Annotated in this window: 23 protein-coding genes; 9 read left to right on the top strand and 14 right to left on the bottom strand. The window is 54.7% G+C overall.

What is annotated here, in order from left to right:
- Positions 1–65: 65 nt before the first annotated feature.
- From AQ981_RS13705 to cueO, 3 genes are all read right to left on the bottom strand, one after another.
- Positions 66–407, bottom strand: coding sequence for a hypothetical protein (locus tag AQ981_RS13705; protein WP_058912296.1), 342 nt, complete (start codon positions 405–407; stop codon positions 66–68).
- 52 nt (positions 408–459) lie between these two features.
- Positions 460–678, bottom strand: coding sequence for a hypothetical protein (locus AQ981_RS13700; RefSeq protein WP_058912295.1), 219 nt, complete (start codon positions 676–678; stop codon positions 460–462).
- Between the two features lie 474 nt (positions 679–1,152).
- Complete coding sequence (gene cueO, locus AQ981_RS13695) at positions 1,153–2,742, bottom strand: multicopper oxidase CueO (protein ID WP_058912294.1); 1,590 nt, start codon at positions 2,740–2,742, stop codon at positions 1,153–1,155.
- 400 nt (positions 2,743–3,142) lie between these two features.
- Between cueO and AQ981_RS13690 the strand changes: the two genes are divergently transcribed.
- The 4 genes from AQ981_RS13690 (at position 3,143) to speD (ending at position 5,723) form a co-directional block, all read left to right on the top strand.
- The gene (locus AQ981_RS13690) at positions 3,143–3,472 is read left to right on the top strand and encodes a hypothetical protein (protein WP_058912293.1); all 330 of its coding nucleotides are present in this window, start codon (positions 3,143–3,145) and stop codon (positions 3,470–3,472) included.
- A 120-nt stretch (positions 3,473–3,592) separates the two neighbouring features.
- Positions 3,593–3,940 (top strand): YacC family pilotin-like protein, encoded by a 348-nt coding sequence (locus AQ981_RS13685; RefSeq protein WP_058912383.1) that lies wholly within the window; start codon positions 3,593–3,595, stop codon positions 3,938–3,940.
- 107 nt (positions 3,941–4,047) lie between these two features.
- A complete protein-coding gene (gene speE / locus AQ981_RS13680; protein WP_058912292.1) occupies positions 4,048–4,914 on the top strand; it encodes a polyamine aminopropyltransferase in 867 nt (288 codons plus the stop codon).
- Positions 4,915–4,928: 14 nt separating this feature from the next.
- Complete coding sequence (speD, locus tag AQ981_RS13675; protein WP_058912291.1) at positions 4,929–5,723, top strand: adenosylmethionine decarboxylase; 795 nt, start codon at positions 4,929–4,931, stop codon at positions 5,721–5,723.
- 32 nt (positions 5,724–5,755) lie between these two features.
- Here speD and AQ981_RS13670 read toward each other — a convergent pair whose 3' ends face one another.
- From AQ981_RS13670 to AQ981_RS13620, 11 genes are all read right to left on the bottom strand, one after another.
- On the bottom strand, positions 5,756–6,523 hold the full coding sequence (locus tag AQ981_RS13670; protein WP_058912290.1) for a DeoR/GlpR family DNA-binding transcription regulator: 768 nt from the start codon (positions 6,521–6,523) through the stop codon (positions 5,756–5,758).
- Positions 6,524–6,532: 9 nt separating this feature from the next.
- Positions 6,533–7,516, bottom strand: coding sequence for a D-threonate 4-phosphate dehydrogenase (locus AQ981_RS13665; RefSeq protein ID WP_121500662.1), 984 nt, complete (start codon positions 7,514–7,516; stop codon positions 6,533–6,535).
- Positions 7,506–8,777: a D-threonate kinase gene (gene dtnK / locus AQ981_RS13660; protein ID WP_058912289.1), complete on the bottom strand. Its 1,272-nt coding sequence runs from the start codon at positions 8,775–8,777 to the stop codon at positions 7,506–7,508. The genes AQ981_RS13665 and dtnK overlap by 11 nt, the downstream gene beginning before the upstream one ends.
- Positions 8,774–9,727, bottom strand: coding sequence for a 2-keto-3-deoxygluconate permease 1 (locus AQ981_RS13655; RefSeq protein WP_058912288.1), 954 nt, complete (start codon positions 9,725–9,727; stop codon positions 8,774–8,776). Before AQ981_RS13655 ends, dtnK begins: the two co-directional genes overlap by 4 nt.
- Positions 9,728–10,020: 293 nt before the next feature.
- On the bottom strand, positions 10,021–10,383 hold the full coding sequence (gene yacL / locus AQ981_RS13650; RefSeq protein ID WP_058912381.1) for a protein YacL: 363 nt from the start codon (positions 10,381–10,383) through the stop codon (positions 10,021–10,023).
- Positions 10,384–10,548: 165 nt separating this feature from the next.
- On the bottom strand, positions 10,549–13,146 hold the full coding sequence (gene acnB, locus AQ981_RS13645) for a bifunctional aconitate hydratase 2/2-methylisocitrate dehydratase (protein ID WP_121500661.1): 2,598 nt from the start codon (positions 13,144–13,146) through the stop codon (positions 10,549–10,551).
- 317 nt (positions 13,147–13,463) lie between these two features.
- Positions 13,464–14,789, bottom strand: coding sequence for an MFS transporter (locus AQ981_RS13640; RefSeq protein ID WP_058912286.1), 1,326 nt, complete (start codon positions 14,787–14,789; stop codon positions 13,464–13,466).
- A gap of 68 nt (positions 14,790–14,857) precedes the next feature.
- Positions 14,858–15,145 (bottom strand): ferredoxin-like protein FixX, encoded by a 288-nt coding sequence (gene fixX / locus AQ981_RS13635; protein WP_058912285.1) that lies wholly within the window; start codon positions 15,143–15,145, stop codon positions 14,858–14,860.
- The gene (gene fixC / locus AQ981_RS13630) at positions 15,142–16,428 is read right to left on the bottom strand and encodes an FAD-dependent oxidoreductase FixC (RefSeq protein WP_058912284.1); all 1,287 of its coding nucleotides are present in this window, start codon (positions 16,426–16,428) and stop codon (positions 15,142–15,144) included. Before fixC ends, fixX begins: the two co-directional genes overlap by 4 nt.
- Before the next feature lie 57 nt (positions 16,429–16,485).
- Positions 16,486–17,427 (bottom strand): FAD-binding protein, encoded by a 942-nt coding sequence (locus tag AQ981_RS13625; protein WP_058912283.1) that lies wholly within the window; start codon positions 17,425–17,427, stop codon positions 16,486–16,488.
- 15 nt (positions 17,428–17,442) lie between these two features.
- Positions 17,443–18,216: an electron transfer flavoprotein FixA gene (locus tag AQ981_RS13620; RefSeq protein WP_058912282.1), complete on the bottom strand. Its 774-nt coding sequence runs from the start codon at positions 18,214–18,216 to the stop codon at positions 17,443–17,445.
- Between the two features lie 511 nt (positions 18,217–18,727).
- On the opposite strand from AQ981_RS13620, the gene caiT reads away from it, so the two are divergent.
- The 5 genes from caiT to caiD all read left to right on the top strand — a co-directional run bounded on the left by caiT (position 18,728) and on the right by caiD (position 25,221).
- Positions 18,728–20,242 (top strand): L-carnitine/gamma-butyrobetaine antiporter, encoded by a 1,515-nt coding sequence (gene caiT / locus AQ981_RS13615; RefSeq protein WP_058912281.1) that lies wholly within the window; start codon positions 18,728–18,730, stop codon positions 20,240–20,242.
- Between the two features lie 40 nt (positions 20,243–20,282).
- Entirely contained in the window at positions 20,283–21,425 is a 1,143-nt protein-coding gene (gene caiA / locus AQ981_RS13610) for a crotonobetainyl-CoA dehydrogenase (protein WP_058912280.1), read from the top strand.
- A 73-nt stretch (positions 21,426–21,498) separates the two neighbouring features.
- Complete coding sequence (gene caiB / locus AQ981_RS13605; protein ID WP_058912279.1) at positions 21,499–22,719, top strand: L-carnitine CoA-transferase; 1,221 nt, start codon at positions 21,499–21,501, stop codon at positions 22,717–22,719.
- A gap of 71 nt (positions 22,720–22,790) precedes the next feature.
- Positions 22,791–24,344: a crotonobetaine/carnitine-CoA ligase gene (caiC, locus tag AQ981_RS13600; RefSeq protein ID WP_058912278.1), complete on the top strand. Its 1,554-nt coding sequence runs from the start codon at positions 22,791–22,793 to the stop codon at positions 24,342–24,344.
- Positions 24,345–24,435: 91 nt separating this feature from the next.
- Positions 24,436–25,221 (top strand): crotonobetainyl-CoA hydratase, encoded by a 786-nt coding sequence (gene caiD, locus AQ981_RS13595; RefSeq protein WP_058912277.1) that lies wholly within the window; start codon positions 24,436–24,438, stop codon positions 25,219–25,221.
- The last annotated feature ends 50 nt before the right edge of the window (positions 25,222–25,271 follow it).

Here is a 25,271-nt window from a genome sequence, read left to right as displayed (position 1 = left end):
AAACTCAGGATAAAAAATCGGGCCACCATGTGGCCCGATGTACATTTCAGCGACCTGAGTCCGAATTAAACGTTAAAAGTACCCCGGCTCGCTTTTTCCCATCCAGCGGTGATCCCGGAAGAAATCCCCTCAACGAATGCACCGAGCGTAGAACCCAGTACATTGCCAATTTCCGCGCCAATATCACCGCCGAGCGCTCTGCCGCCGCTGGCTCCTAACAGAGATCCGATCAGAGTACCCAGTACTGGCACAGCCGTTCCCAGTAACCCGGTTAACGCACCGCCCAGCATGCCGCCGGCAGAACTACCGATATTACGACCAAACTGGGTAAAACTGCTGATCAGTTGATTCTGGATATCACCCGCGCCGCTAACCAGCGCCTGTTCCTGAATAGTTAATACTTTCATCTTTATTCTCCTTCCATGAGCACTGTCTTTTTACTCAGCCAGATTCGCCGTATTAACGAAACAGACCGGAGAAAAAGGTGGTCAACTGGCGAATTCCGCTTTCAATTTTGCTCGTAACGTCAGTCAGCGTCTGGAACGCGAAGCGGCCCAGATTTTCGCCAAATTGAGTTCCGAAATCCCGCGCTGGCGCGTCTAAACGTTGATTAATAAAATCCGCAACAAAACCACTACCGCTGACAGTAGCAATTTCATGTTTGGTTAATTCCCGCATGATATATCTCCTTATAATAAATTCCAGAGAAAATATTCACCAATCTTATATCATCCAAAACCCTGTACAACGCATACTGATGATAAAATTTGATATGTACAGAACAGGTAAAGTACTAACCGGAAACTACCCAAAAGCATAATCTTTAGTATCCTGGCATCATACATGAATTAAGAGCGATGATATTTTCAGTTACACTTATATCTAATTTTTTCAACGACCACAACCAGAGGACAAAAACAAATAGAGAGACTCATAATAAATATAGAAATAATATATTTAATCCACAAATTCATTCATTGGAAAAATATTAATAGTCATTCGACATGTCATCAATAAAAAGCCTGTTTTTAACCAAACCATTACCGGACAGAACAGATTAATTCTGCACAGCAGTCTTTCTCAATCCACGCTGCCAGACCGTTTTCATCTGGCAACGTAGTTACCTCACCTATTGCTTTAGGCTTCCTGGTATTAACCCACCGTAAACCCAAGCATCATACCGGTATCCTCATGTTCCAGCAGATGGCAGTGAGCCATATAGGCATATTCGGCCGGGGCGACGTAATCGAATTTCACCAGCACTTCGCTGCGCCCGCCCTCGACGCGCACCGTGTCCTTCCAGCCTGCGCGATGCGGCGCCACCGGCTGGCCGTTTTCAGTCAAAATACGGAACTGGGTACCGTGAATATGGAACGGATGCAGCATCATGTCCCCTTCGCCGGAGATGGTCCAGCGCTCGTATTTCCCCAACGGAACGGCAAAGGCTGGCGTAGTCATATCAAAAGCTTTCCCGTTGATCTTATTGGCATTAAAAAGATCGAGCTGCCCATCGCCATGGGACATGCCGTGGCCCATATGACCTGCTCCCCCCATGGCCATTTTCCCATGGTCCATGGCTGACCCCATATTCATCTGACCATGGTCGATACCCGCCATCGCCTGCTGACCATATTTATCCACCAGCAACTGCATGCCCTGCATATCCAGCATCGGATCCATCATCAGTTGCAGCCAGCGGGTTGTCAGCCCTTCCAGCGACGGTAGCGCCGGCATGTTAACCAGCGTATCCGGTAGCTGGCCGGAGGCAGGAATCAGGATCGGCTGGATACGCGCCACCGGTACCGGTTCATTAAACGGCGCCACGGTCATCCCCATTTGCCTGACGGGGAGCGTGACAATGTCAAACGGTTTGCCGTCGCTGGTATCCACCAGTACGTCGAAGCGTTCACCCATCAGCAGCGGCAGGGTATCCACTTTCACCGGCTCCGCCAGCAGACCGCCATCACTGGCGACCACATACAGCGGGCGTTTATCGCTGGTGGCAATATTCAGTGAGCGGGCGTTGCAGCCATTAAGCAGACGCAGGCGTAGCCAGCCGCGCGGCGCCGCGTGTTGCGGCCAGGAAACGCCGTTGCACAGTAAGGTATCGCCAAACCAGCCGACGGCGGCGCTCATCACATCAAGCTGATAATCAATCTGCCCGTCCGCCGTGAAACGCTTATCCTGAATGATCAGCGGAACGTCATCCACGCCCCACTGCTTTGGCAGCATCAGTTGCAGGCTTTCATTGTCTTCCAGCAGCACCAGTCCCGACAGCCCCTGCGCCACCTGATGGCCGGTTTTACCGTGCTGGTGAGGATGGAACCAGCAGGTCGCCGCCCGCTGTTCAGGAGTAAAGGTTACCGTGCGAGTCTCCCCCGGTTTGATAATCCCCTGCGGGCCGCCATCCACGGCTCCCGGCACTTCCAGACCATGCCAGTGCACCGTGGTCTCTTCAGCGAGGGTATTGTGAATATCAACGGTAACCGGCTTTCCCTGATGCAGCTTCAGCGCCGGCCCTAATACATTGCCGTTATAACCCCAGGTCCGCGCCGCTTTACCGTTAAATACGCTCTGCCCGGCCTGCACCGCCAGACTGATACGCTGGCGGGAATCCGGCGCCAGCAGTTGCGGAATTGGCAGACTCGGCCGCTCCGCGGCCAGCAGAGATCGGCTCCAGAGCGGTAGCGCGCTGAGCGCCCCCAGCGCGGCGGACATTTTGATGAATTCGCGACGTTGCATATCAAAGATTCCTTTAGTCAGTCGGCAAACGCAGTCGCCAGCATAAACCCTCCCCTAAGCGGAAGGTCAAGATCAAACCCATCGTGGAAAACGGGATCCCGCATCGCGTCGGAAAAAATACAACCCCGTAGCAATTAATGCCCGGCAATTCACAGGCAGGTAATTTATCGATAGCGAAAAAGCCGACATTGATCGCCAATGACTAATGATATATCCCGGTGAATCGTTCTGCTAAAGAGAGCGACGGCAGAACGCTAATATTCAACGGCTGGAGATTCACCAAAGCTATCACCATAAATAGTCTTTTTATTGCCGTGATATCGGGTTTTACTCACCGTTACGGACAGCGCTTTTGCCATATGTTAATGATGGTTATCAGGTGTGGTCCCAGGGAGGCATCATGAAAGTCAGAACAAGCGTGTTACTGTCAGCATTACTGATGCTTCCCTGCGCGCACGGCGAGACGTTGCGCTACAGCACGCCAGGGCCTGGCGGCAGTCTGGGTGGCGGTTTATCAGCCCCGGTCGTCCCCGACGGTTATTGCCGAACCTCGCTGGAAACCCGGGTTCGACATCTGTTTGACTATGGTCCGCAGATGTTTATGCTGTCGGCGCTGTTCTGCCCAACGATTGAAAAAATACAGGTCAACGGTGAGCGCTGGCTGGTGCAATCCGGACGCTGGTATCCCGCCTCAAGCCTGTGGTTCGCCAGTCCGCACGGTCGCTGGTGAAAACGCCCTGTTCCTGGCCTGTCGCGCCGCGAAAATCAAGGGGCTGGCGCAATAATAAATCTCAGCCAAACGCCAGGAATTATGCTAACGTCTATTCCTCAATAATCAGTGGTAATTGTGATGAAGAAGTTTGTCAGGGCGATCGGACTGGCAGGGCTATTAAGTTTTTCCGCAAACAGTCTGGCGTTAAGTGAATCTGAAGCTGAGGATATGGCCGATCTCACTGCGGTATTTGTTTTTCTTAAAAATGATTGTGGCTATCAGAATCTCCCTAACGGGCAAATTCGCCGGGCACTGGTTTTCTTTGCCCAGCAAAATCGTTGGGACCTCAGCAATTACGACAGTTTTAATATGAAAGCGCTGGGTGAAGACAGCTATCGCGATCTGAGCGGCATCGCCATTCCCACCAATACGAAATGTAAAGCGCTGGCCCGCGATTCGCTGAGCCTGCTTGCCTATGTAAAATAACCCCTCCGCGTCGCCATTGGTGAAATAATGACCGTGCATCTGCGGTCATTGTTAGATATCATGTTGCGCCCTTTTTTTACGGGTGTTAACGAAGGAGGTATCAGCCAATGGCCGATAACACAGTGTGGCAAGAAACGCTACACGACCAGTTTGGTCAGTACTTTACCGTTGAACGCGTGCTTTACCATGAGAAAACCGATCATCAGGATTTGATCATTTTCGAAAACGCCGCATTTGGCCGGGTAATGGCGCTGGATGGCGTGGTGCAAACCACCGAGCGCGACGAATTTATCTACCATGAAATGATGACTCACGTGCCGCTGCTGGCCCACGGCCACGCGAAGCGGGTGTTGATCATCGGCGGCGGCGATGGCGCGATGCTGCGCGAAGTGTCCCGCCATCGTAATGTCGAATCCATTACCATGGTGGAAATCGATGCCGGCGTCGTGGCTTTCTGCCGCCAGTATCTGCCCAACCACAGCGCCGGCGCTTATGACGATCCGCGCTTTACGCTGGTGATTGATGACGGCGTCAATTTTGTAAATCAAACCACGCAAACGTTTGACATCATTATTTCCGACTGTACCGATCCCATCGGCCCCGGAGAAAATCTTTTCACTTCCGCGTTTTACCAGGGCTGCAAACGTTGCCTGACCCCGGGCGGGATTTTTGTCGCCCAGAACGGCGTCTGTTTCCTGCAGCAGGACGAAGCGATCGACAGCCACCGTAAGCTGAGCCACTATTTCGCCGATGTCAGTTTCTACCAGGCTGCGGTTCCGACCTATTACGGCGGGATGATGACTTTTGCCTGGGCATCGGATAACGAAGCGCTGCGCCATCTCTCGACCGAGATTATTCAGGCCCGTTTCCACAGCGCCGGCATTCGCTGTCGTTACTACAACCCGGCCATTCATACGGCAGCATTCGCTCTGCCGCAGTATTTACATGATGCCCTGCCGCACCAGGCAACCTAAGGGGGTGAACCAAATTGAAGAAACTCAAACTGCATGGCTTTAATAACCTGACCAAAAGCCTGAGTTTTTGTATTTACGATATTTGCTACGCCAAAACGGCTGCAGAGCGCGATGGTTACATCGCTTATATCGATGAACTCTATAACGCCAACCGGTTAACCGAAATCCTGACCGAAACCTGTTCCATCATCGGCGCCAACATCCTCAATATCGCCCGCCAGGACTATGAACCACAGGGCGCCAGCGTCACCATTCTGGTCAGCGAAGAACCTGTCGATCCACAGCTTATCGACAACACCGAGCACCCAGGTCCGCTACCGGAAGCCGTAGTGGCGCACCTCGATAAAAGCCACATTTGCGTGCATACCTATCCGGAAAGCCATCCGGAGGGGGGATTATGCACCTTTCGCGCCGACATCGAGGTTTCAACCTGCGGCGTGATTTCTCCCCTGAAGGCGCTGAATTACCTTATTCACCAACTGGAATCGGATATTGTTACCATTGACTACCGGGTCAGAGGTTTTACCCGCGATGTGAACGGTCTGAAGCACTTTATCGATCATGAGATCAATTCGATCCAGAACTTCATGTCGGAAGATATGAAAGCGCTGTATGACATGGTGGATGTTAACGTCTATCAGGAAAATATCTTCCACACCAAAATGCTGCTCAAAGAGTTTGACCTTAAACATTACATGTTCCATACCCGGCCGGAGGATTTAACGGCCCAGGAGCGCAAGGTCATCACCGATCAGTTGTGGAAAGAAATGCGCGAGATTTATTACGGCCGTAATATACCGAGCGTTTAACCCCCTGCGGCGCTTCGCCCGCGGGGCGCCATTTACCCGGGCTGCACCAGCGTCAACTGAAAGTGCTGGTTTTTTAGTTGCGACTGCACCTCCGCCGACAGATGAATGTCGGTTACCACATCGTTAAAACCGCCCAGCGGCGCCACATTAAAAAGCGAGCGCGCGCCATATTTACTACTGTCCGCCAGCAATACTTTACGTCGCGCAGTGGCGATAATATCCTGCTTCAGGCCGGCCTTCTCTTCCGTAGGGGTCGTCACCCCAGTTTCCGCGCTCCAGGAATTACAACTCATAAAAGCGATATCCGGGTAGATGCCGCGCAGCATCCGACGGCCATACTCGCCAATACAGGACTGGCTACTGTCGTCAATACGCCCGCCAACAATCGTGACCTCAATCTGGCGAAACTCGGAGAGAAACAGCGCGATGTGCAGATCGACGGTGATGACCCGCAGCGGAAGGTGCGTCAGACAGCGCGCCAGCTCCAGCGTGGTAGTCCCGGCATCCAGCACTACGGCGTCTCCCGGGCGCACCAGTGAAGCGGCGAAGCGGGCTATCGCCTGTTTCTCCGCCGGGTGACGCAGTTGCTTTTCATTGGTGGTCGGCTGAGCCGGTTCAAAACGGCGCAGGGCTACGCCGCCATGGCTACGGCTAATCACCCCCTGGTCGTCCAGCTTGATAAGATCGCGGCGGATCGTCGCCGGCGAGGCGTCCACGGCCTCCACCAGTTGTTCCACGGTCACCAGCGTATGGTTCTTCAGATACGCCACGATACTGTCCAGGCGGTGTTGTCCTTTCATAACAGGAAATTAAGCCAGTTGCATTGCCAGTTTGATCGATACGGCCATGCTCTCAGATTTCGCTTTTCCCGTCCAGGCGATATCAAACGCGGTGCCATGATCCGCTGAGGTGCGGATAAACGGCAGACCGGCGGTGATATTCACCCCGTCATAAAATCCCAGCAATTTTAACGGGATATGCCCCTGATCGTGATACATCGCCACCACCATGTCATACATCCCCTCATGGGCCTGCAGAAACACAGTATCCGGCGGGCACGGGCCGGTAACCCGGATCCCCTGCTCGCGCATCGTGGCGATCGCCGGCGCGACAATATGCTGCTCCTCATCGCCAAACAGACCGTTTTCTCCGGCGTGGGGATTGACCCCCGCCACCGCGATGCGCGGCGCGGCGAAACCTACGCGTTTCAGGAAGTTGTCCGCCAGGCCAATCACGGTCTCAATCCGCGTCTGGTTGAGGGTATCGAGGAATTTGCGCAGCGCGATATGGGTCGAGACATGAATGACTTTCAGCTTATCGGTGTAGAGCACCATCGCGTAATCGCGGCTCTCGGTCAAGGTCGCCAGCAGTTCAGTGTGACCGGGAAAGTTGTGGCCGGCCAAATGCAGCGCCTCTTTGTTAAGCGGGGCCGTCGCAATGGCGTGGACTTCCCCTTTCATTGCCAGTTCAGTGGCGCGTTTCACGCAGCGGTAAGCCAGATCGCCGGCCTGGGCCTGCACTTTACCCGGCTCCAGCGCCTGCGGGTCCGCCAGCGGTTCGTCGATAACATGGATAACCCCGGGCGCAAAACGCGCATCGGCGACCTGGCGAATGGCGCGTAGTTCAACCTGCGGCGCCAGTCCTTTTTCCAGCAGGCGCCGCAGAGTGCTCAGACAGCCCACCACCACCACCGGTGCGCCATTCAGCTCATCCTCGCACAGCGACTTCACAATAATTTCCGGCCCGATTCCCGCCGGATCGCCCATCGTAATGGCTACAGTCTTAATGGCCACGGTACATCTCCTCAATAAAATAAAGCGCGTCACATAAGGTGCTGTCGCTGCCGAAACCGCCGGCCTTGGTGATCACCGGCAGGTCATCAATATCACTGTTGATAAATGTCCCGCAGGGGATACAGGGCGCGACTTCACTATGAATCCGGTAACCTTCGGCGCCCAGCGCGCCGGCAACAGCAGTGGCGATATCGCCGCCGGTCAGAAACAGACCGCCGATACGCGCCCGCTCAATAATGCCCAGCGTCACCTGACCAATACGCTGGCTCAGCAATTCGCCGGTCTGCTGGCGGCTGAGACCAGCCTGCTGACATAATGCGTCGATCTGATGGCGGTCGTCGGCGCTGCGGCTGGTACGCAGAATGCAGTGCCGCTGGTGCGCCAACTGGCCACACGCCTGCTCCACGACGGCGGCCTGTTCCTGCGCCGCGCTATCCGCCAGCAGCCGGACGACATCAATATCCACCACGCCGGCGCGTCCCTGGCGTAGCGCCTGCTCCACCTGGCGTCGGGTGGCTTCACTCATCGAGCCCGCCACCACCAGCACCGGCAGTTGCTGCTGTTCGGTCAGGTAGCTGTGTACCGGCAGAGCATTCGCCAGACCGGCGGCGCCTACCAGCAGAGGCATGGTCGGCTGCTCGCAGGCGGCCTGGGCAATCAGCGCCAGATCGCGATCCTGGAGCGCATCGACAACCACCATCGCCGGGCCGAGACTGGCATAGTGGCGCAGCAGAGCCGCCAGCTCGTTATGCCGCACCTGCTCCAGGGACACCTCATACACCGGGAGCTGGCTCTGCAGACCAATCAGCGTAGCGATACGCGATGAGACAATCGGCGTTTTCGGATCGCTGGCGAACTCGGTGTCCAGCAGCGGAACATCATTAACCCGACATTCGCCATGCTGCGTGGTACGTCCGGCGGCGGGGATCGCCGCGGCAATCAGCGCCAGTGAGCGACTGCTGACGCGCATGGCGGCTTCCACCTCGGCGCCAACGTTGCCGCGAAAAGTCGAATCAATCTTTTTATAAATCAGCGGCGCATCGTCAGCCTCACACCACGGGGCCAATGCGGAAGCGACAGCGTCTGCGGCCTGTTGCGCCGCCATCGCCCGGCTTTCGGTATTAATCACCAGAACATCAGCGCGTCGGGATGGCTTCTGCGCCGGCGTCAACATCACTTCAGTGCGGGCGCCTTTTTTCGCCAGTTGCACGCCGGTATCGTTGGCGCCGGTAAAATCATCCGCGATAACAATCATTTTCATGCTTTGGTCTCCGCCGTAGTCTGACGCGCCTGTCTTTTCGCTACCCAGGAGGTAAGGATCGGGGTCAGAATCGCCGTGGTAATCACCGAGGCGGCAATCAGCGGCGCGGCGGCAGCGGCGACGTCGGCGAGCGCCGGGTCAGCCTGGCCAATCGCCAGCGGCGTCGCGACGGCGTTACCCGCGGTACTGGAGGCCGCGGCGCCAGCAATACCGCTCCCCCCGACCAGACGATCGGCGCGAATATTGAAGAATCCGCCGATAAAAGTGGTCAGAACCCCCAGCAGGATCCCGGCAATACCACCCTGCAACAGCATCTCCAGGTTAATCCCCGCCCCCAGCGCAAAGGCAAAGAAGGGGATCAGCAGCGGCCCGCCTTTGGTCAGAAAGTCACGCATCTGTGGATCGAGGTTGCCGAGGATCATCCCCACCACTAGCGGTACCAGTACCGCCACCAGCGCCATAATCGGGATATTGGCCATTCCCGCCGCGCCAAGAGCGATCATGGTGAAGAAAGGACCGTCGTTGAGAGAAAGAATCGAAATCGCCCCGACATCGCGTTCGTTACCAAACTCCCCGACCAGCGCCGCATACAGGCCGCCGTTGGAGTTACTCATGGCCGCGATAATCGCCAGCCCGCTCAGCCCGAAGATACCTTCGGCGCCGAAGAGTTGCTCCACGCCCAGACCAATCGCCACGGCCACCAACAACTTGGTCAGGGTGATAGTGCCACCCTGCAGCAGCGCCTGGGGAGCGGCTTTAACGCTGATGCCGGCGCCCATACATAACAGAAACGCGCCAATCAGCGGCGCGGCGCCGTTTTTGAACAGTGCAGTGGTAAAACCGCCGATTTCCAGAGCCTGGGGCGCAAAAGTATTGATGACAGCGCCGATGACCAGAGGTACTACCATCATGCCGCCGGGTATCTTCTCTATCGCTTTTTTAATGTTCATGGATTCCCGCCTGTGGATTGTCAAATTGATTAAATAAAATCATAAAGATTATATTCAATCAAATTTAAAACAATATCTGCCCCGATCACAGTTTCAAAATGACTAATAAAAATCAACCGATCATTTTTAGTCAATAAAAAAGCCGGAGGAATCCTCCGGCCCGATGCCCGCCGGGCGCCACAGGGGCAGCCCGGGAAAAACGCCATGACTGTTCGCCGCCGTTCACCGCAGGCGCTGGAAAACTACACTAACGCTCCCGCACCGGGTTCCATCCCTGAGAGTCGCGCCGCAGATTACTGCTCCGCCAGAAAGCGCCGATAAGCCGCGGCGACCTGTAAAAAATCCTCCAGCCCACACAGCGAAAGACTCTCTTCGTCGTAGTAACTCATTCCCTCTTCCATTTCATCGCCGGAAAACTCAAGTTGATTGGCCCGAACCATCACTTCTTCACCATCCAGCCACAGCGTGTATTCATGGCCGCTCTGTTGCCACTGACGCTCGCTGCCCCTGACCTCCCTGGCCGCCAGCTCTACCCGATCCAGTAATGCGAGGTCGCCTTTCACCTCTTCATTGAACCAGTGGCCCAGCGCCTCATGGCCCATTGACATGCGTACCTTTACCGTACCGGTAATATCGCGCAGAAATTCGTAATCCATGGTGTTATCCTCCGCCTTACGCCGGGTACACAGCTCCCCGTGCGTCTCGCTATCATTATCGCAGCATAATGTCAGAAAAAAAGCGTCGGCCACCGCAGGCAATGCATCATTGAGCAAAAAAAGGGGGAGACCCATGGTCTCCCCCTTTTCTGACAACCAAAACCATTATACCGCGGTCTGGAAAATGACCTCTTGCGCCTTTTCCGTGTACTGGTTCAACTGGTCGAAGTTCAGGTAGCGATAGGTATCCGCCGCCGTCTCGTCCACTTTAGCAATAAACTGCTGGTACTCGTCCGGGGTCGGCAATTTACCCAACAGGGACGCCACCGCCGCCAGCTCCGCAGACGCCAGGTAAACGTTAGCGCCGGTGCCCAGGCGGTTCGGGAAGTTACGGGTTGAGGTGGATACCACCGTCGCGCCATCCGCGACCCGCGCCTGGTTGCCCATGCACAGCGAACAGCCCGGAATTTCAATCCGCGCGCCGCTCTTACCAAAGACGCTGTAATAGCCCTCTTCCGTTAGCTGAGCCGCGTCCATTTTGGTCGGCGGCGCAACCCACAGACGAGTCGGCAACTGGCCTTTATGGCTGTCCAGCAGCTTGCCTGCGGCGCGGAAGTGGCCGATGTTGGTCATACAGGAACCGATAAACACTTCATCGATCTTATCGCCCTGCACATCAGACAACAGGCGCGCATCGTCCGGATCGTTCGGCGCACACAGAATCGGCTCTTTGATCTCATCCAGGTTGATGTCGATAACCGCAGCGTACTCCGCATCGGCATCGCCTTCCAGCAGTTGCGGATCCGCCAGCCATTTTTCCATACCCTGAATGCGACGCTCCAGAGTACGACGGTCGCCGTAACCTTCGGCAATCATCCACTTCAGCAGCACGATATTGGAGGTCAGGTACTCAATGATCGGCTCTTTGTTGAGCTTGATAGTACAGCCGGCAGCGGAACGCTCCGCGGAGGCATCCGTCAGTTCAAACGCCTGCTCGACTTTCAGATCCGGCAGACCTTCGATCTCCAGAATGCGGCCCGAGAAGATGTTCTTCTTGCCTTTCTTCTCAACGGTCAACAAGCCCTGCTGGATCGCATAGTATGGAATCGCATGCACCAGGTCGCGCAGCGTGATACCCGGCTGCATTTTCCCGGAGAAACGCACCAGCACCGACTCCGGCATATCCAGCGGCATCACCCCGGTCGCAGCGGCGAACGCCACCAGGCCCGAGCCCGCGGGGAAAGAGATACCGATCGGGAAGCGAGTATGAGAATCACCGCCAGTACCGACGGTATCCGGCAACAGCATGCGGTTCAGCCACGAGTGGATAACCCCGTCGCCCGGACGCAGGGAAACCCCGCCGCGGTTCATAATGAAGTCCGGCAGCGTGTGGTGTGTGGTGACGTCTACCGGCTTCGGATAGGCCGCAGTGTGGCAGAAGGACTGCATCACCAGATCAGATGAGAAGCCCAGACAGGCGAGATCTTTGAGTTCATCGCGAGTCATCGGCCCGGTGGTGTCCTGAGAGCCGACCGAGGTCATTTTCGGTTCGCAGTAGGCGCCCGGACGGATACCGGCAACGCCGCAGGCACGACCGACCATCTTCTGCGCCAGCGAGAAGCCGCGGCTGCTTTCAGCGACATCTTTGGCTTTGCGGAACACTTCGCTGTGCGGCAGGTTCAGCGCTTCACGGGCTTTGGACGTCAGACCGCGACCGATAATCAGCGGAATACGGCCGCCGGCGCGCACTTCATCAATCAGCACGTCGGTTTTGAGTTCGAAAGTCGCCAGCAGTTCGTTGGTGTCGTGATTACGCACTTCGCCTTTATACGGATAAACGTCAATCACGTCGCCCATGTTCAGGTTTGATACGTCCACTTCCACCGGCAGTGCGCCGGCATCTTCCATAGTGTTAAAGAAGATTGGCGCGATTTTACCGCCCAGCACCAGGCCGCCGCCGCGTTTGTTCGGCACGTAAGGGATGTCTTCGCCCATAAACCACAGCACCGAGTTGGTGGCGGATTTACGCGAAGAGCCGGTACCGACTACATCGCCTACGTAAGCCAGCGGGAAACCTTTCTGTTGCAGGGCTTCGATCTGTTTGATCGGGCCGACAACGCCAGGCTGATCCGGATCGATGCCTTCACGAGCGTTTTTCAGCATTGCCAGAGCGTGCAGCGGGATATCCGGACGCGACCAGGCATCCGGTGCCGGAGAGAGATCGTCCGTGTTGGTTTCGCCGGTGACTTTAAACACCGTCACGGTGATTTTTTCCGCCAGCGGTGGGCGGGAGAGGAACCATTCGGCATCAGCCCAGGATTTGATGACCTGCTGCGCGTAGCTATTGCCGGCTTTGGCCTTCTCTTCCACATCGTAGAAATTATCGAACATCAACAGGGTGTGAGACAGCGCCTTTGCGGCAATCGGCGCCAGTTTTTGGTTATCCAGCGCGTCGATCAGCGGGTGGATGTTGTATCCTCCCTGCATAGTGCCCAGCAGTTCGATGGCTTTTTCAGGAGAGACCAGCGGGGAGGTTGTTTCACCTTTCGCGACGGCGGCCAGGAAACCGGCTTTAACATAGGCGGCTTCATCAACGCCCGGCGGGACACGGTTGGTCAGTAGGTCAATCAGGAATTCTTCTTCGCCAGCAGGCGGGTTTTTCAGCAGCTCCACCAGAGCGGCCATTTGGGATGCATCTAAAGGTTTCGGTACAATCCCCTCGGCGGCACGTTCGGCTACGTGCTTACGGTATTGTTCTGGCACGACGGTTCTCCTCGCTCTCATTGTCAATACAGTGCCCGGTGACTTTCTTCACGCTCCTGTGCAATAAGCAGTTAGTAGGGTAAATGGCCGGGACCGCGACGGGCAGCATAGCAGGATTTTGGGGGAGTGTTAATCTGTTTACAAAAAAGCAACATTAAAACTTTGCTGAATCGTTAAGAACAAAATATTGCGTCAGAACAGGGGCATCCGGACCACGGCGAGGGCTATTTTTCGCTTCCCCAGTCCTGCGAACATCCCCTCCTGTAGATAACCGGCGGCTAACCGGGTAACTGGCGATATCACTGCGCGCCAGCGGATCAGCGTTTGCTACTCCCCATAGTTATCCTGCCCGCTTCAGTTAATGACAATCCACGCGTTTCCGGGGCAAACAGCAGGGAAACGACCAGTCCGCCAAAAGAGATAAGCGCCCCAACCAGCATCAGCGTATTTATGCCGTAACGGGTAATAAATACCGGCAATACCAGCGTAGAAATGACCGTGCCAATCCTGCTGATCGACATAATCACCCCTACCGCCGAGGCACGAATTTCCGTGGGAAAGAGTTCATTCGGATACAGCCACTGCAAAATCCCCGGGCCGCCGGAAAAAAAGGCGTATACGGCAAACGCCACGACCACCAGACCGATCCCCGGAGCGGCAACCACGCCCAGCAGCGCCAGCGCTAGCGTCATCATCGCAAAGCTACCGATCAATAGCGGACGCCGCCCCATCTTATTCAACCAGTACATAGCCGGAATACAGCCCAGCATAAAGAACAGACTGATAACTACATTCCCCAGCACGGCGTTTTTGCCCTGATCCCAGCCGAGCAATCCGACAATTTGTGGGCCAAATGTGTAGATGGCGAACATCGGGATCACCTGGCAGGTCCATATAGCGGCAATAAATAGCACAAACGAAAAGTGGCGTTTACTGAATAACTGTACGAAGCGCGTTTCCTGCTGCGGACCTTCATCAAAAATCACCGGCTCACCAAACAGTTTGAGCATCATCGCATCGCACTCCCGTAACCGCCCTTTACGCAACAGCCAACGCGGCGATTCTGGCAGATCAAAACGCCCGATGAGTATCAACACACAGGGAATAAACGCACTGCCCAACATCCAGCGCCAGCCGCCTTCAACATCGTAGAGCCAGAATCCCACCAGGTTGGCGCAGGTCGCGCCGACGTACCACATCACGGCAATGAAACCAACGGCAAAAGCACGCTGCCGGGTGTTGGAAAACTCAGTGATCATGGATGTGGCGATCGGATAATCCGCGCCGATAACAATCCCCATCAGCACCCGCATCACCAGCAACTCCACGGGTGTTGACACAAACATCGTTCCCAGCGAGATAATGCCGATAGCAACAATATCAATCAGGAACATCTTGCGCCGCCCGACGCGATCCGAAATATAACCAAAGAGCGACGTGCCAATGAATAACCCCACCAGCGTGGCCGCGCCAAGCAGGCCAATCCATTCGGCGCTGAGCTGTAATATGGGCGCCAGTTGTTCCAGCGCCACGCCAATCATGACCAGCACATAACCGTCGAGGAACGGCCCGCCGCTTCCCCACAACATGATCCGCCGGTGTACCGACGTAAAATGGATGTCATCAAAATTCCTGGGCTGCATATGCCGCTCCTGTCTCCCGGAACAACGTCTCCCGGGTCAGCATGACGACAGGAACCGGTAGGGCGTGGTTAGCCGTAACGATATTCCACGCCAAATGTGCCGCGCGGGTATTGCCACTTTTCCAGCACACTATCCAGACCGAGGATCCGACAAGTGCCGCACTCCAGGCAGCCGGCGTAATCAAAACGCACCGAACCATCATCCTGCTTTTTATACAGTCCCGCCGGACAGGCCCGGATTAATACCTCCATAACCTGTATATCCGGCTGTGATTTCACGACAATGTGCGGGTTTTCTTCATCGACATTAAATTTGTTGATGCCCAGTTTGACATCCACATTGACAGGGGTACTCATAGCGCTGTCGCTCCTTTTATGCCGTCCTTCACCAGGTTGAGCAGCCCCACGCCTTTAACGTGACGCAGGATTGTCTTACGCAAAGGAATCGGCGCTTCGCCGGTGATGGTGAATAAATCTCTGGCAATACCAACCGCCATTTCCGGGTATTGCGAGAACATGCGCGGGTTATCAAGAAACGCCGGCATGCGCCGATACATTTTTATATCCCGCAGCGGGCCGCTCTCAAGAAGGCGCAGATAATCGCTCAGTCCCTGTCGGCTGAAATCATTGCTCTGCATCGCCGAAAGGACGGTTTTTGCCGCCGCCTCGCCGGATGCGATAGCCAGGTCCATACCGCGGATAGTAAAACCAAGATTCATACACATACCGGCAGCATCCCCGGCAATAACCACGCCATCACGAATCAGCTCGGACTGCATTCGCATACCGGCTTCCGGTACCACATGTGCGGCATATTCAATCATCCGCCCCCCTTCAATCAGCGGCGCGACGGCAGGGTGTTGTTTAAAATCCTCCAGCATCTGTGGAACGGATTTTCGCGCCTCTTTGATATGGTGCAGACCGCAGACCAGCCCGAGAGATAACGTCGATTTATTGGTATACAGGAAACCGCCGCCCATCAGACCGTCGGTGGGGGAACCGGCGAACAGCCATGCCACCCCCTCATCGCCCTGCAGGTTAAAACGGTTTTTCAGGATCTCTTCGGGGAGCGCGATCAACTCCTTGACGCCAACCGCCACATTTTCTGCCGCTACCCGTTTTGTCATGCCCAGTTGTTCCGCCAGCAGTGAATTGACGCCATCCGCCAGAATGACGACCCGGGACTCCAGAACATCGCCGTCCGCTTCAACGCCAACGACTTTGCCGTCCTCTACCACCAGTCGGTCAACCCGAATGCCGGTAATACACTGGGCTCCGGCATTTTCTGCCTGTTCCATTAACCAGGCATCAAGCTTGCCGCGTAAAACCGACCACGAGACTTGCCCCGGGACTGGCTTATCACCGTTGAGGTAATCAACAGTGACCGCGCCGGTTTCAGTGAGAAACGACAGCTTTTCCCGGGCAATGACACGTTCAACCGGCGCCTGCTCTGCGAATCCCGGAATAATCCGTTCCAGGCTGTGTGCATACATCCGCCCGCCGGTGACATTTTTCCCACCGGCATTATTTCCGCGTTCGATCAGCAGAACCTGAGCTCCTTCTCTGGCGAGCACCAGCGCCGCAACGGTGCCAGCCAGCCCTGCGCCCACAATAATGGCGTCGAAGATATCATCAGACATAACTACTCCAGTCTTTACCGTAAAACGGCAGCGCAGTTTCGCCGCTGCCGTAACCAATCAATTCGCCAGTTGGCGGGTTAACGCCGGGAGGATCCGCAGCAGATCGCCGACAATGCCGTAATCCGCATACTGGAAGATCGGCGCATTTTTATCTTTATTGATGGCGACAATGGTCTGCGCGCCGTTGGCGCCCACCATATGCTGAATCTGGCCGGAAATCCCCACCGCCAGATAAAGATCAGGGCTGAGGATAAGATTGGAAATACCGACATAGCGCTCATGGGCCATCCATTTTTCGTTTTCCGCGACCGGACGCGAACATGCCAACTCTGCGCCAATCGCAGCGCACAGATCACCGGCCAGAGCAATGTTCTCTTTACTGCCAATACCGCGCCCTACGCTAACCACCAGACGCGCTTTGTCGAGATCCACAGCGTTACTTTCCCGCGCCTGAACCGCATTACGCACCACCGTTTGTTGCGGCATGACCCACGGCGCCGCTTGCGCCGTACCGCTCAGCGCAGCATCCGGCTGGGCGGGTTCAAATGCTCCGCAGCTCAACGTCGCCACGCAGAAAGGCGAGCGCAGCGTTTCGTCGCCAAATGCCAGGCCGCCGTAGACCATATGGCTGGCAATAACTGTTTTTCCTTCCATGCGCAAGGTAGCTGCGTCATTGGCGACAGCGGCGCCAAGACGCGCCCCCAGCCGGGCAGCCATCAGTTTGCCGCGCCGATTATTGGGTAGCAGAATTAATCCGCCGTCCCCTGCGCGTTTCAGGATCCCCACCAGCGTATCCGCATAATCTTCAACGATGCGGTCATCCGGTTTTCCTTCCAGTTGCCAGACCTGACTGGCGCCCATCCGGAAAGCGGCGGCGCTCTGTTGATCATTGAGGGAAAAGACCTGCACGCTTTCCCCCAGTACGCGCGCGCCTCCCATCAATTCCGCCATACGGGTAAGTGAATCACTAAATACCCAGACAGATGAAAACTTACTCATAATCCCTTCTCCCTGTTATTTAATGATTTTGCGTAGATATTCAGCAAACGCAGCAATCTGCTCATCGCCATCGCCTTCGATAATGACGCGCTGGCGAACTTTCTGTTGCGGCGCAGTAACCCGCTGCTCAGAGAGAGCCTCAATTTGATCAAGGCCGATATCTGTCATATTCCAGACCTGCACGGGTTTCTTCGCCGCGCCAAGAATGGATTTCATCGAGGGAATGGGTGGGATATTGATATCGGTAGAGACGGCAATCACCACCGGGAGCGGGATGGTTAGCGTTTCTGTTTCATCTTCCAGTTCACGCTCAACCCGTACCGTATCATCAGTCAGCGACACAATTTTACTAATGCCATTAAGCGCCGGAATATGCAGAACTTCGCCGAGCAGCAACCCCACCTGCTGAGCATACAGATCGGCAGATCCATCGCCGCAAATGATCAGATCAAAGCCCAGTTTTTCCACCGCGGCGCTCAGCGCCATCGCCGTCTGGTGCGGCAGGGCCTGTTCAAACCGATCGTCCATCACCACAACGAGTTCATCCGGCCCACGGGATAAAACATCCTTACGCCCTTTGGCATGGTTAAGCGCCTTACCGCCAACGCTCAGCGCAGTGATATGTACATCTTCCCTCTGCTGCCTGAGCTGATTAGCCGCTTCTATCGCATTCAGATCATACTGGCTAATTTTGGTGTCCGCCCGCGACAAATCCAGCGAGCCGTCCGCACTGTTAACCGTAATATCCTGTTCATCCGGAACGCACTTGTAGCATGTAATAATCTTCATTACATCTCCTGAGACATTAATTAGACGACGCTCATTGCGATGATGGAATATATACCCTCAACATTTCATGATGCCGACAATCGTCAACCGGCCTGCAACTTTAACAATGATGGGCATAAAAATATCACGCATTAAAACAGATAAATAAAAACTCACCCGACGTCGCTGAACAAGCCATATTCCTGAAAAACGTTCAATATTGTTATCCGACTCACCAATATTGAAAAACGGACAGCACACACCAGTCAAAAATAAAAATATAAATCAATACATTACACGCAATAATTAAGAGAAATAAAAATATTCCAGACACCTAAAAACCACTGCACATAATAATGTGACGCTCATAACGGAATTAGCCATTGTGAATACCCATTATTACCACCTGTTTTATGTGGATAAGATAAGCGCATCACCAACATTCCGTTATCCCAGAATTAACATCGACACAACAGGATGTTGCTTTACGCATTATTCATATCATCCGCCAGAATAAAACCAGGATTTATCTATGAGCAAAGAAAAGAAGCAAACAGGAATCGAAGCCAGGGTATTTTACCCACCACTCATTATTGTTTGCATATTATGCTGGCTGACAGTTCGCGATCTGGATGCGGCAAATAAAGTGATTAACGCGGTATTCAGCTATGTCACAAATGTCTGGGGCTGGGCGTTTGAATGGTACATGGTCGTAATGTTTGGCGGATGGTTCTGGCTTATCTTCGGCCCCTACGCTAAAAGGCGCCTCGGCGACGAAGCGCCTGAGTTCAGCACCGCCAGCTGGATTTTCATGATGTTCGCTTCCTGCACCTCCGCCGCCGTCTTATTCTGGGGGTCGATTGAGATTTATTACTACATCTCCAGCCCGCCCTTCGGCCTCGCGCCTTACTCTACTCAGGCCAAAGAACTGGGTCTGGCTTACAGCCTATTACACTGGGGCCCACTGCCGTGGGCCACTTACAGTTTTCTCTCAGTGGCATTCGCCTATTTCTTTTTTGTCCGCAAAATGGAGGTGATTCGCCCCAGCAGTACGCTCACACCGCTGGTAGGCGAAAAGCACGCCAGCGGCCTGCTCGGTACCATCATCGATAACTTCTATCTTGTGGCGCTGATTTTCGCGATGGGTACCAGTCTGGGACTGGCAACCCCACTGGTGACCGAATGCATTCAATTCCTGTTTGGCATTCCGCACACCCTCGAACTTGACGCCATTATTATCTCCTGCTGGATCGTGCTTAACGCCATTTGTGTCGCCTGCGGGCTGCAAAAAGGGGTGAAAATCGCCAGCGATGTACGCAGCTATTTAAGTTTTCTGATCCTGGGCTGGGTATTCCTCGTCGGCGGCGCCAGTTTCATCATGAACTACTTTACCGATTCTATCGGTAGCCTGTTGATGTACCTGCCGCGCATGTTGTTCTACACCGACCCTATCGGCAAAAGTGGTTTCCCGCAGGCCTGGACGGTTTTCTATTGGGCATGGTGGGTTATCTACGCCATCCAGATGAGTATCTTTCTGGCGCGGATCTCCAAAGGCCGTACGGTCCGGGAACTGTGCCTTGGCATGGTGGCCGGTCTGACGGCCGCCACCTGGCTGCTATGGACCATTCTCGGCAGCCACACCCTACAGTTAATCGACCAGAACGTTCTCAATATCCCACAGCTTATCGACCAGTACGGCGTACCGCGCGCCATTATCGAAACCTGGGCCGCGCTGCCTCTGCGCACCGCCACCATCTGGGGATTCTTTATTCTCTGCTTTATCGCCACCGTTACCCTGATTAACGCCTGCTCCTATACCCTGGCGATGTCCACCTGCCGGGCAGTTAAAGAAGGAGATGAACCACCGCTACTGGTGCGGATCGGCTGGTCCATTCTGGTGGGGATCATTGGCATCATTCTGCTGGCGCTCGGTGGCCTGAAACCGATTCAGACCGCCATCATCGCCGGAGGGTGCCCCCTTTTCTTCGTCAACATTCTGGTCACGCTCTCCTTTATCAAGGATGCCAGAACGCACTGGAAAGACTGATTATTTTACGTAACAAACCTACCGATAAGAGGTTATTGAGATGGATTTTAAACTGAACGACGAACAGGAACTGTTTGTTGCCGGCATCCGTGAATTGATGGCCAGTGAAAACTGGGAAGCTTATTTCGCACAGTGCGATCGCGACAGCATCTATCCGCAACGTTTTGTTAAGGCGCTGGCGGATATGGGCATTGACAGCCTGCTGATTCCTGAAGAGCACGGCGGGTTGGCGGCGGGTTTCGTCACCGTCGCCGCGGTATGGATGGAGCTTGGCCGTCTGGGCGCGCCAACCTATGTGCTCTATCAGTTACCGGGGGGATTTAATACTTTCCTGCGCGAAGGCACCGGGGAACAGATAGACAAAATCATGGCATTCCGCGGCACGGGCAAGCAGATGTGGAATTCCGCGATCACCGAACCCGGCGCGGGTTCTGACGTCGGCAGCCTGCAAAGCACCTATACCCGCAAGAATGGAAAGGTTTATCTTAATGGCAGTAAGTGTTTTATCACCAGCAGCGCCTATACCCCCTGGCTGGTCGTGATGGCGCGCGACGCCGCCTCACCGGACAAAGCAGTCTTCACCGAATGGTTTGTTGATATGAGTAAGCCCGGCATCAAAGTGAACAAGCTGGAAAAACTGGGCCTGCGTATGGACAGCTGTTGTGAAATCGTTTTCGACAATGTGGAACTGGACGAAAAAGATCGTTTTGGCCGCGAAGGCAACGGATTTAACCGGGTGAAAGAAGAGTTTGACCACGAGCGTTTCCTCGTCGCGCTCACGAACTACGGCACCGCGATGTGCGCTTTTGAAGACGCGGCCCGCTATGCCAACCAGCGCGTGCAATTTGGCGAAGCCATTGGCCGCTTTCAGCTGATTCAGGAGAAATTCGCCCATATGGCTATCAAGCTCAACGCGATGAAAAACATGCTCTATGAAGCGGCCTGGAAAAGCGACAACGGCCTCATCACTTCCGGCGATGCGGCAATGTGTAAATACTTCTGCGCCAATGCGGCATTCGAAGTCGTCGATACCGCGATGCAGGTTCTGGGTGGCGTGGGTATTGCAGGCAACCATCGTATTACCCGCTTCTGGCGCGACTTGCGCGTGGATCGCGTCTCGGGAGGGTCTGACGAAATGCAGATCCTGACGCTGGGGCGCTCAGTACTAAAACAATATCGCTGAACATTGATGATTCGCCCGACAGCCTCCCGTTACGTTACGGGAAGCAGTCGGGACAGCACTGACGAGGTGAAGTATGACAGCGCATTTATCCATGCCAACATTTGGCCCCCTTGCGGGGCTACGCGTGGTTTTTTCCGGGATTGAGATTGCCGGTCCATTTGCCGGGCAGATGTTCGCCGAATGGGGGGCTGAAGTCATCTGGATCGAGAATGTCGCCTGGGCCGACACGATCCGCGTCCAGCCCCATTATCCCCAACTTTCGCGCCGCAACCTGCGCGCCCTTTCACTCAATATTTTCAAAGAGGAAGGCCGTGAGGCATTTCTCAAACTGATGGAAACCACCGATATTTTTATCGAAGCCAGCAAAGGTCCGGCGTTCGCCCGCAGAGGAATTACCGACGAGGTTTTGTGGCAACGCAATCCACAACTGGTTATCGCCCATTTATCCGGTTTCGGGCAATACGGCGATGCGCAATACACCAACCTGCCGGCTTACAACACGATAGCTCAGGCCTTCAGCGGTTATCTGATACAGAACGGCGACCAGAGCCAGCCGATGCCTGCTTTTCCCTACACCGCCGACTATTTCTCCGGCATGACGGCAACGACCTCTGCGCTGGCGGCACTGTATAAAGCACGCGAAACCGGCAAAGGCGAAAGCATTGATATCGCGATGTACGAAGTGATGCTGCGCATGGGCCAGTACTTCATGATGGATTACTTCAACGGCGGCGAAATATGCCCACGGATGCTGAAGGGGAAAGATCCCTACTACGCCGGTTGTGGTCTGTATACCTGTAAAGATGGTTATATCGTCATGGAACTTGTCGGTATCACCCAGATTCAGGAGATGCTTAAGGACATTGGTCTGGAACATTTGCCTGGTACCCCGGAAATACCACAAGGCACGCAATTAATTCACCGCGTCGAGTGCCCCTGGGGACCGCTGATTGAAGAGAAGCTGGATGAATGGCTTGCCGCGCACACCATCGAACAGGTACTGCAACGTTTCGCGCAACTCAATATTGCCAGCGCTAAAGTGCTGACCATTCCTGAACTGGAAAACAACCCGCAGTATATTGCCCGCGAATCCATTACCCGGTGGCAAACCCTGGATGGGCGAACCTGCAAGGGTCCTAATGTGATGCCGAAATTCAGGAATAATCCAGGCCAGATATGGCGCGGAATGCCGTCTCACGGCATGGATACCGCCGCTATTCTGCAAAACATTGGCTATAGCGACACTGAAATCCGTGCGTTAGTCGCCAAAGGTCTGGCCAAAACCGCGGAGTAATCTCACACACATTCACACCGCTCCCGGGAGTGGTGTGAATATTCGGCGAAAGCGCAGTGGATATAGGTTTTATGGATGCTATTGGTGGACAAAGTTTGCGCCAGATGTGGGATGAACTGGCCGACGTTTACGGCGATAAAACGGCGCTGATTTTTGAGTCTTCTCTGGGCGAAGTCAGGCGATTCAGTTACGCCGGACTGAATGATGAAATTAATCGCGCCGCAAATCTCTTTCACACCCTTGGAATCAACAAGGGAGATAAAGTTGCCCTGCATCTGGACAACTGCCCGGAATTTATTTTCTGCTGGTTTGGGCTGGCAAAAATCGGCGCGATTATGGTGCCCATCAACGCGCGTTTTTTAGGCGATGAGTGCCGCTGGCTGATTCACAACTGCCAGGCGCGAATCGTGGTGACGACCGAACATTTTTATCCTATTTATCAGGAGATGATTCAGGAAAAAACCACCTCGCTTGAGCATATTCTGCTCATCACTGAACAGGAGATGACCCCTTCCTGCCACACGCTTAATTTTCTGGCATTACAAACCCAGCAGCCTGCGCAACTCCTTCATGCGCCGGCGCTCAGCGCCGATGACACTGCGGAAATTCTGTTCACCTCCGGCACCACATCACAGCCCAAAGGGGTGGTCATTACCCATTACAATTTGCGCTTTGCCGGCTACTACTCATCCTGGCAATGCGCCCTGCGCAAAGACGATACTTACCTTACCGTCATGCCGGCATTCCATATCGACTGCCAGTGTACAGCGGCGATGGCGGCCTTTTCCGCCGGCGCCGCCTTTGTTTTACTTGAAAAATACAGCGCCCGCGCCTTCTGGGGACAAATTATCAAATACCAGGCGACCGTCACCGAATGTATCCCGATGATGGTAAGAACGCTGATGGCGCAGCCCCCGTCCCCCTACGAAAAACGGCACCGATTACGCGAGGTACTCTTTTATCTCAATCTTTCCGTGGCAGAGAAAGACGCGTTTATCGCCCGCTTTGGCGTCAGGCTATTAACCTCTTATGGTATGACAGAAACTATTGTCGGCCTGATTGGCGACCGTCCCGGAGACAAACGGCGCTGGCCCTCGATTGGTCGCCCCGGTTTTTGTTATCAGGCGCAAATCAGAGACAGCCAGGACCGCACGCTGGCGTGTGGTCAGATTGGCGAGATTTGCGTGAAAGGCGAGCCGGGCAAGACGTTGTTTAAAGAGTATTACAACCTGCCGGACGCCACCGCCAGCGCCTATAAAAACGGCTGGCTACATACCGGTGACTACGGCTACCAGGATCAGGACGGCTTTTTTTATTTTGTCGATCGCAATTGCAACATGATCAAACGCGGCGGTGAAAACGTCTCCTGCAGTGAAATTGAAAATATTATCGCGGCGCATCCCAAAATTCAGGACGTTGCCGTTATTGGTATTCCCGATGCTATTCGCGATCAGGCTATTAAGGCCTTCATTGTCTTAAATGAAGGGGAAACCCTGAGCGAAAGCGCCTTCTTCCACTACTGCGAAAAGAATATGGCGAAATTCAAAGTCCCTGCGCGGATGGAGGTTTGCCAGGATTTACCGCGTAATTGCTCGGGGAAAGTCATCAAAAAACACCTGAAATAAATGTACAGGAGCCAGCCTGGCGCAGCGCCTGTATCTGCTGTTGCAACGGAGATGGCCAGCCAAATTTTCCGCCTACGAAAGGAATGAAACGATGAGCGAATCATTACATCTGACCCGCAATGGCGCGATTCTGGAAATTGTTCTCGATCGCCCGAAAGCCAATGCCATTGACGCCGCTACCAGCCATGAAATGGGAGAAATTTTCCTGCAATTTCGCGATGATCCGGCGCTGCGCGTCGCCATTATTACCGGAGCAGGCGAACGTTTTTTCTCTGCCGGCTGGGATCTGAAATCCGCTGCGCAAGGGGAAGCGCCGGACGCCGATTTTGGTCCTGGCGGATTTGCCGGACTCACCGAAATGTTCACTCTGGATAAACCGGTTATTGCCGCTGTCAACGGCTATGCCTTTGGCGGCGGTTTCGAACTGGCGCTGGCGGCTGATATGGTGATTTGCGCTGAAAATGCCAGCTTCGCGCTTCCCGAAGCCCGACTGGGCATTGTCCCCGACAGCGGCGGCGTTTTACGTTTACCCAAACGCTTACCGCCCGCGATCGCCAGCGAAATGCTGATGACCGGGCGGCGTATGGACGCCAGGGAAGCGCTACGCTGGGGGATAGTTAACGATATTGTCAGCCCCGACACACTCATGGAGAAAGCCCGGGAACTGGCAACACAAATTATCACTAGCGCGCCATTAGCCGTGGCAGCCTTAAAAGAGATAGTGCGCGCCACCGCGGAACTGTCTATCGAAGAGGGCTACCGGCTGATGCGTAGCGGCGTACTGCGGCACTATCCGGGCGTCCTGCACTCAGAAGATGCGACAGAAGGGCCGCTGGCATTCGCCGGTAAACGCGAGCCGCAATGGAAGAGCCGATAACCACCGTCAGCTCCGGCATGCCCGGAGTGTTATGACTGGCAGGAGTATGT

The organism is Entomohabitans teleogrylli (genome assembly GCF_001484765.1).
Lineage (GTDB): Bacteria > Pseudomonadota > Gammaproteobacteria > Enterobacterales > Enterobacteriaceae > Entomohabitans > Entomohabitans teleogrylli.
Note: the sequence above shows the minus strand (reverse complement) of the source record. Positions and strands in the feature narration are given on the sequence as shown.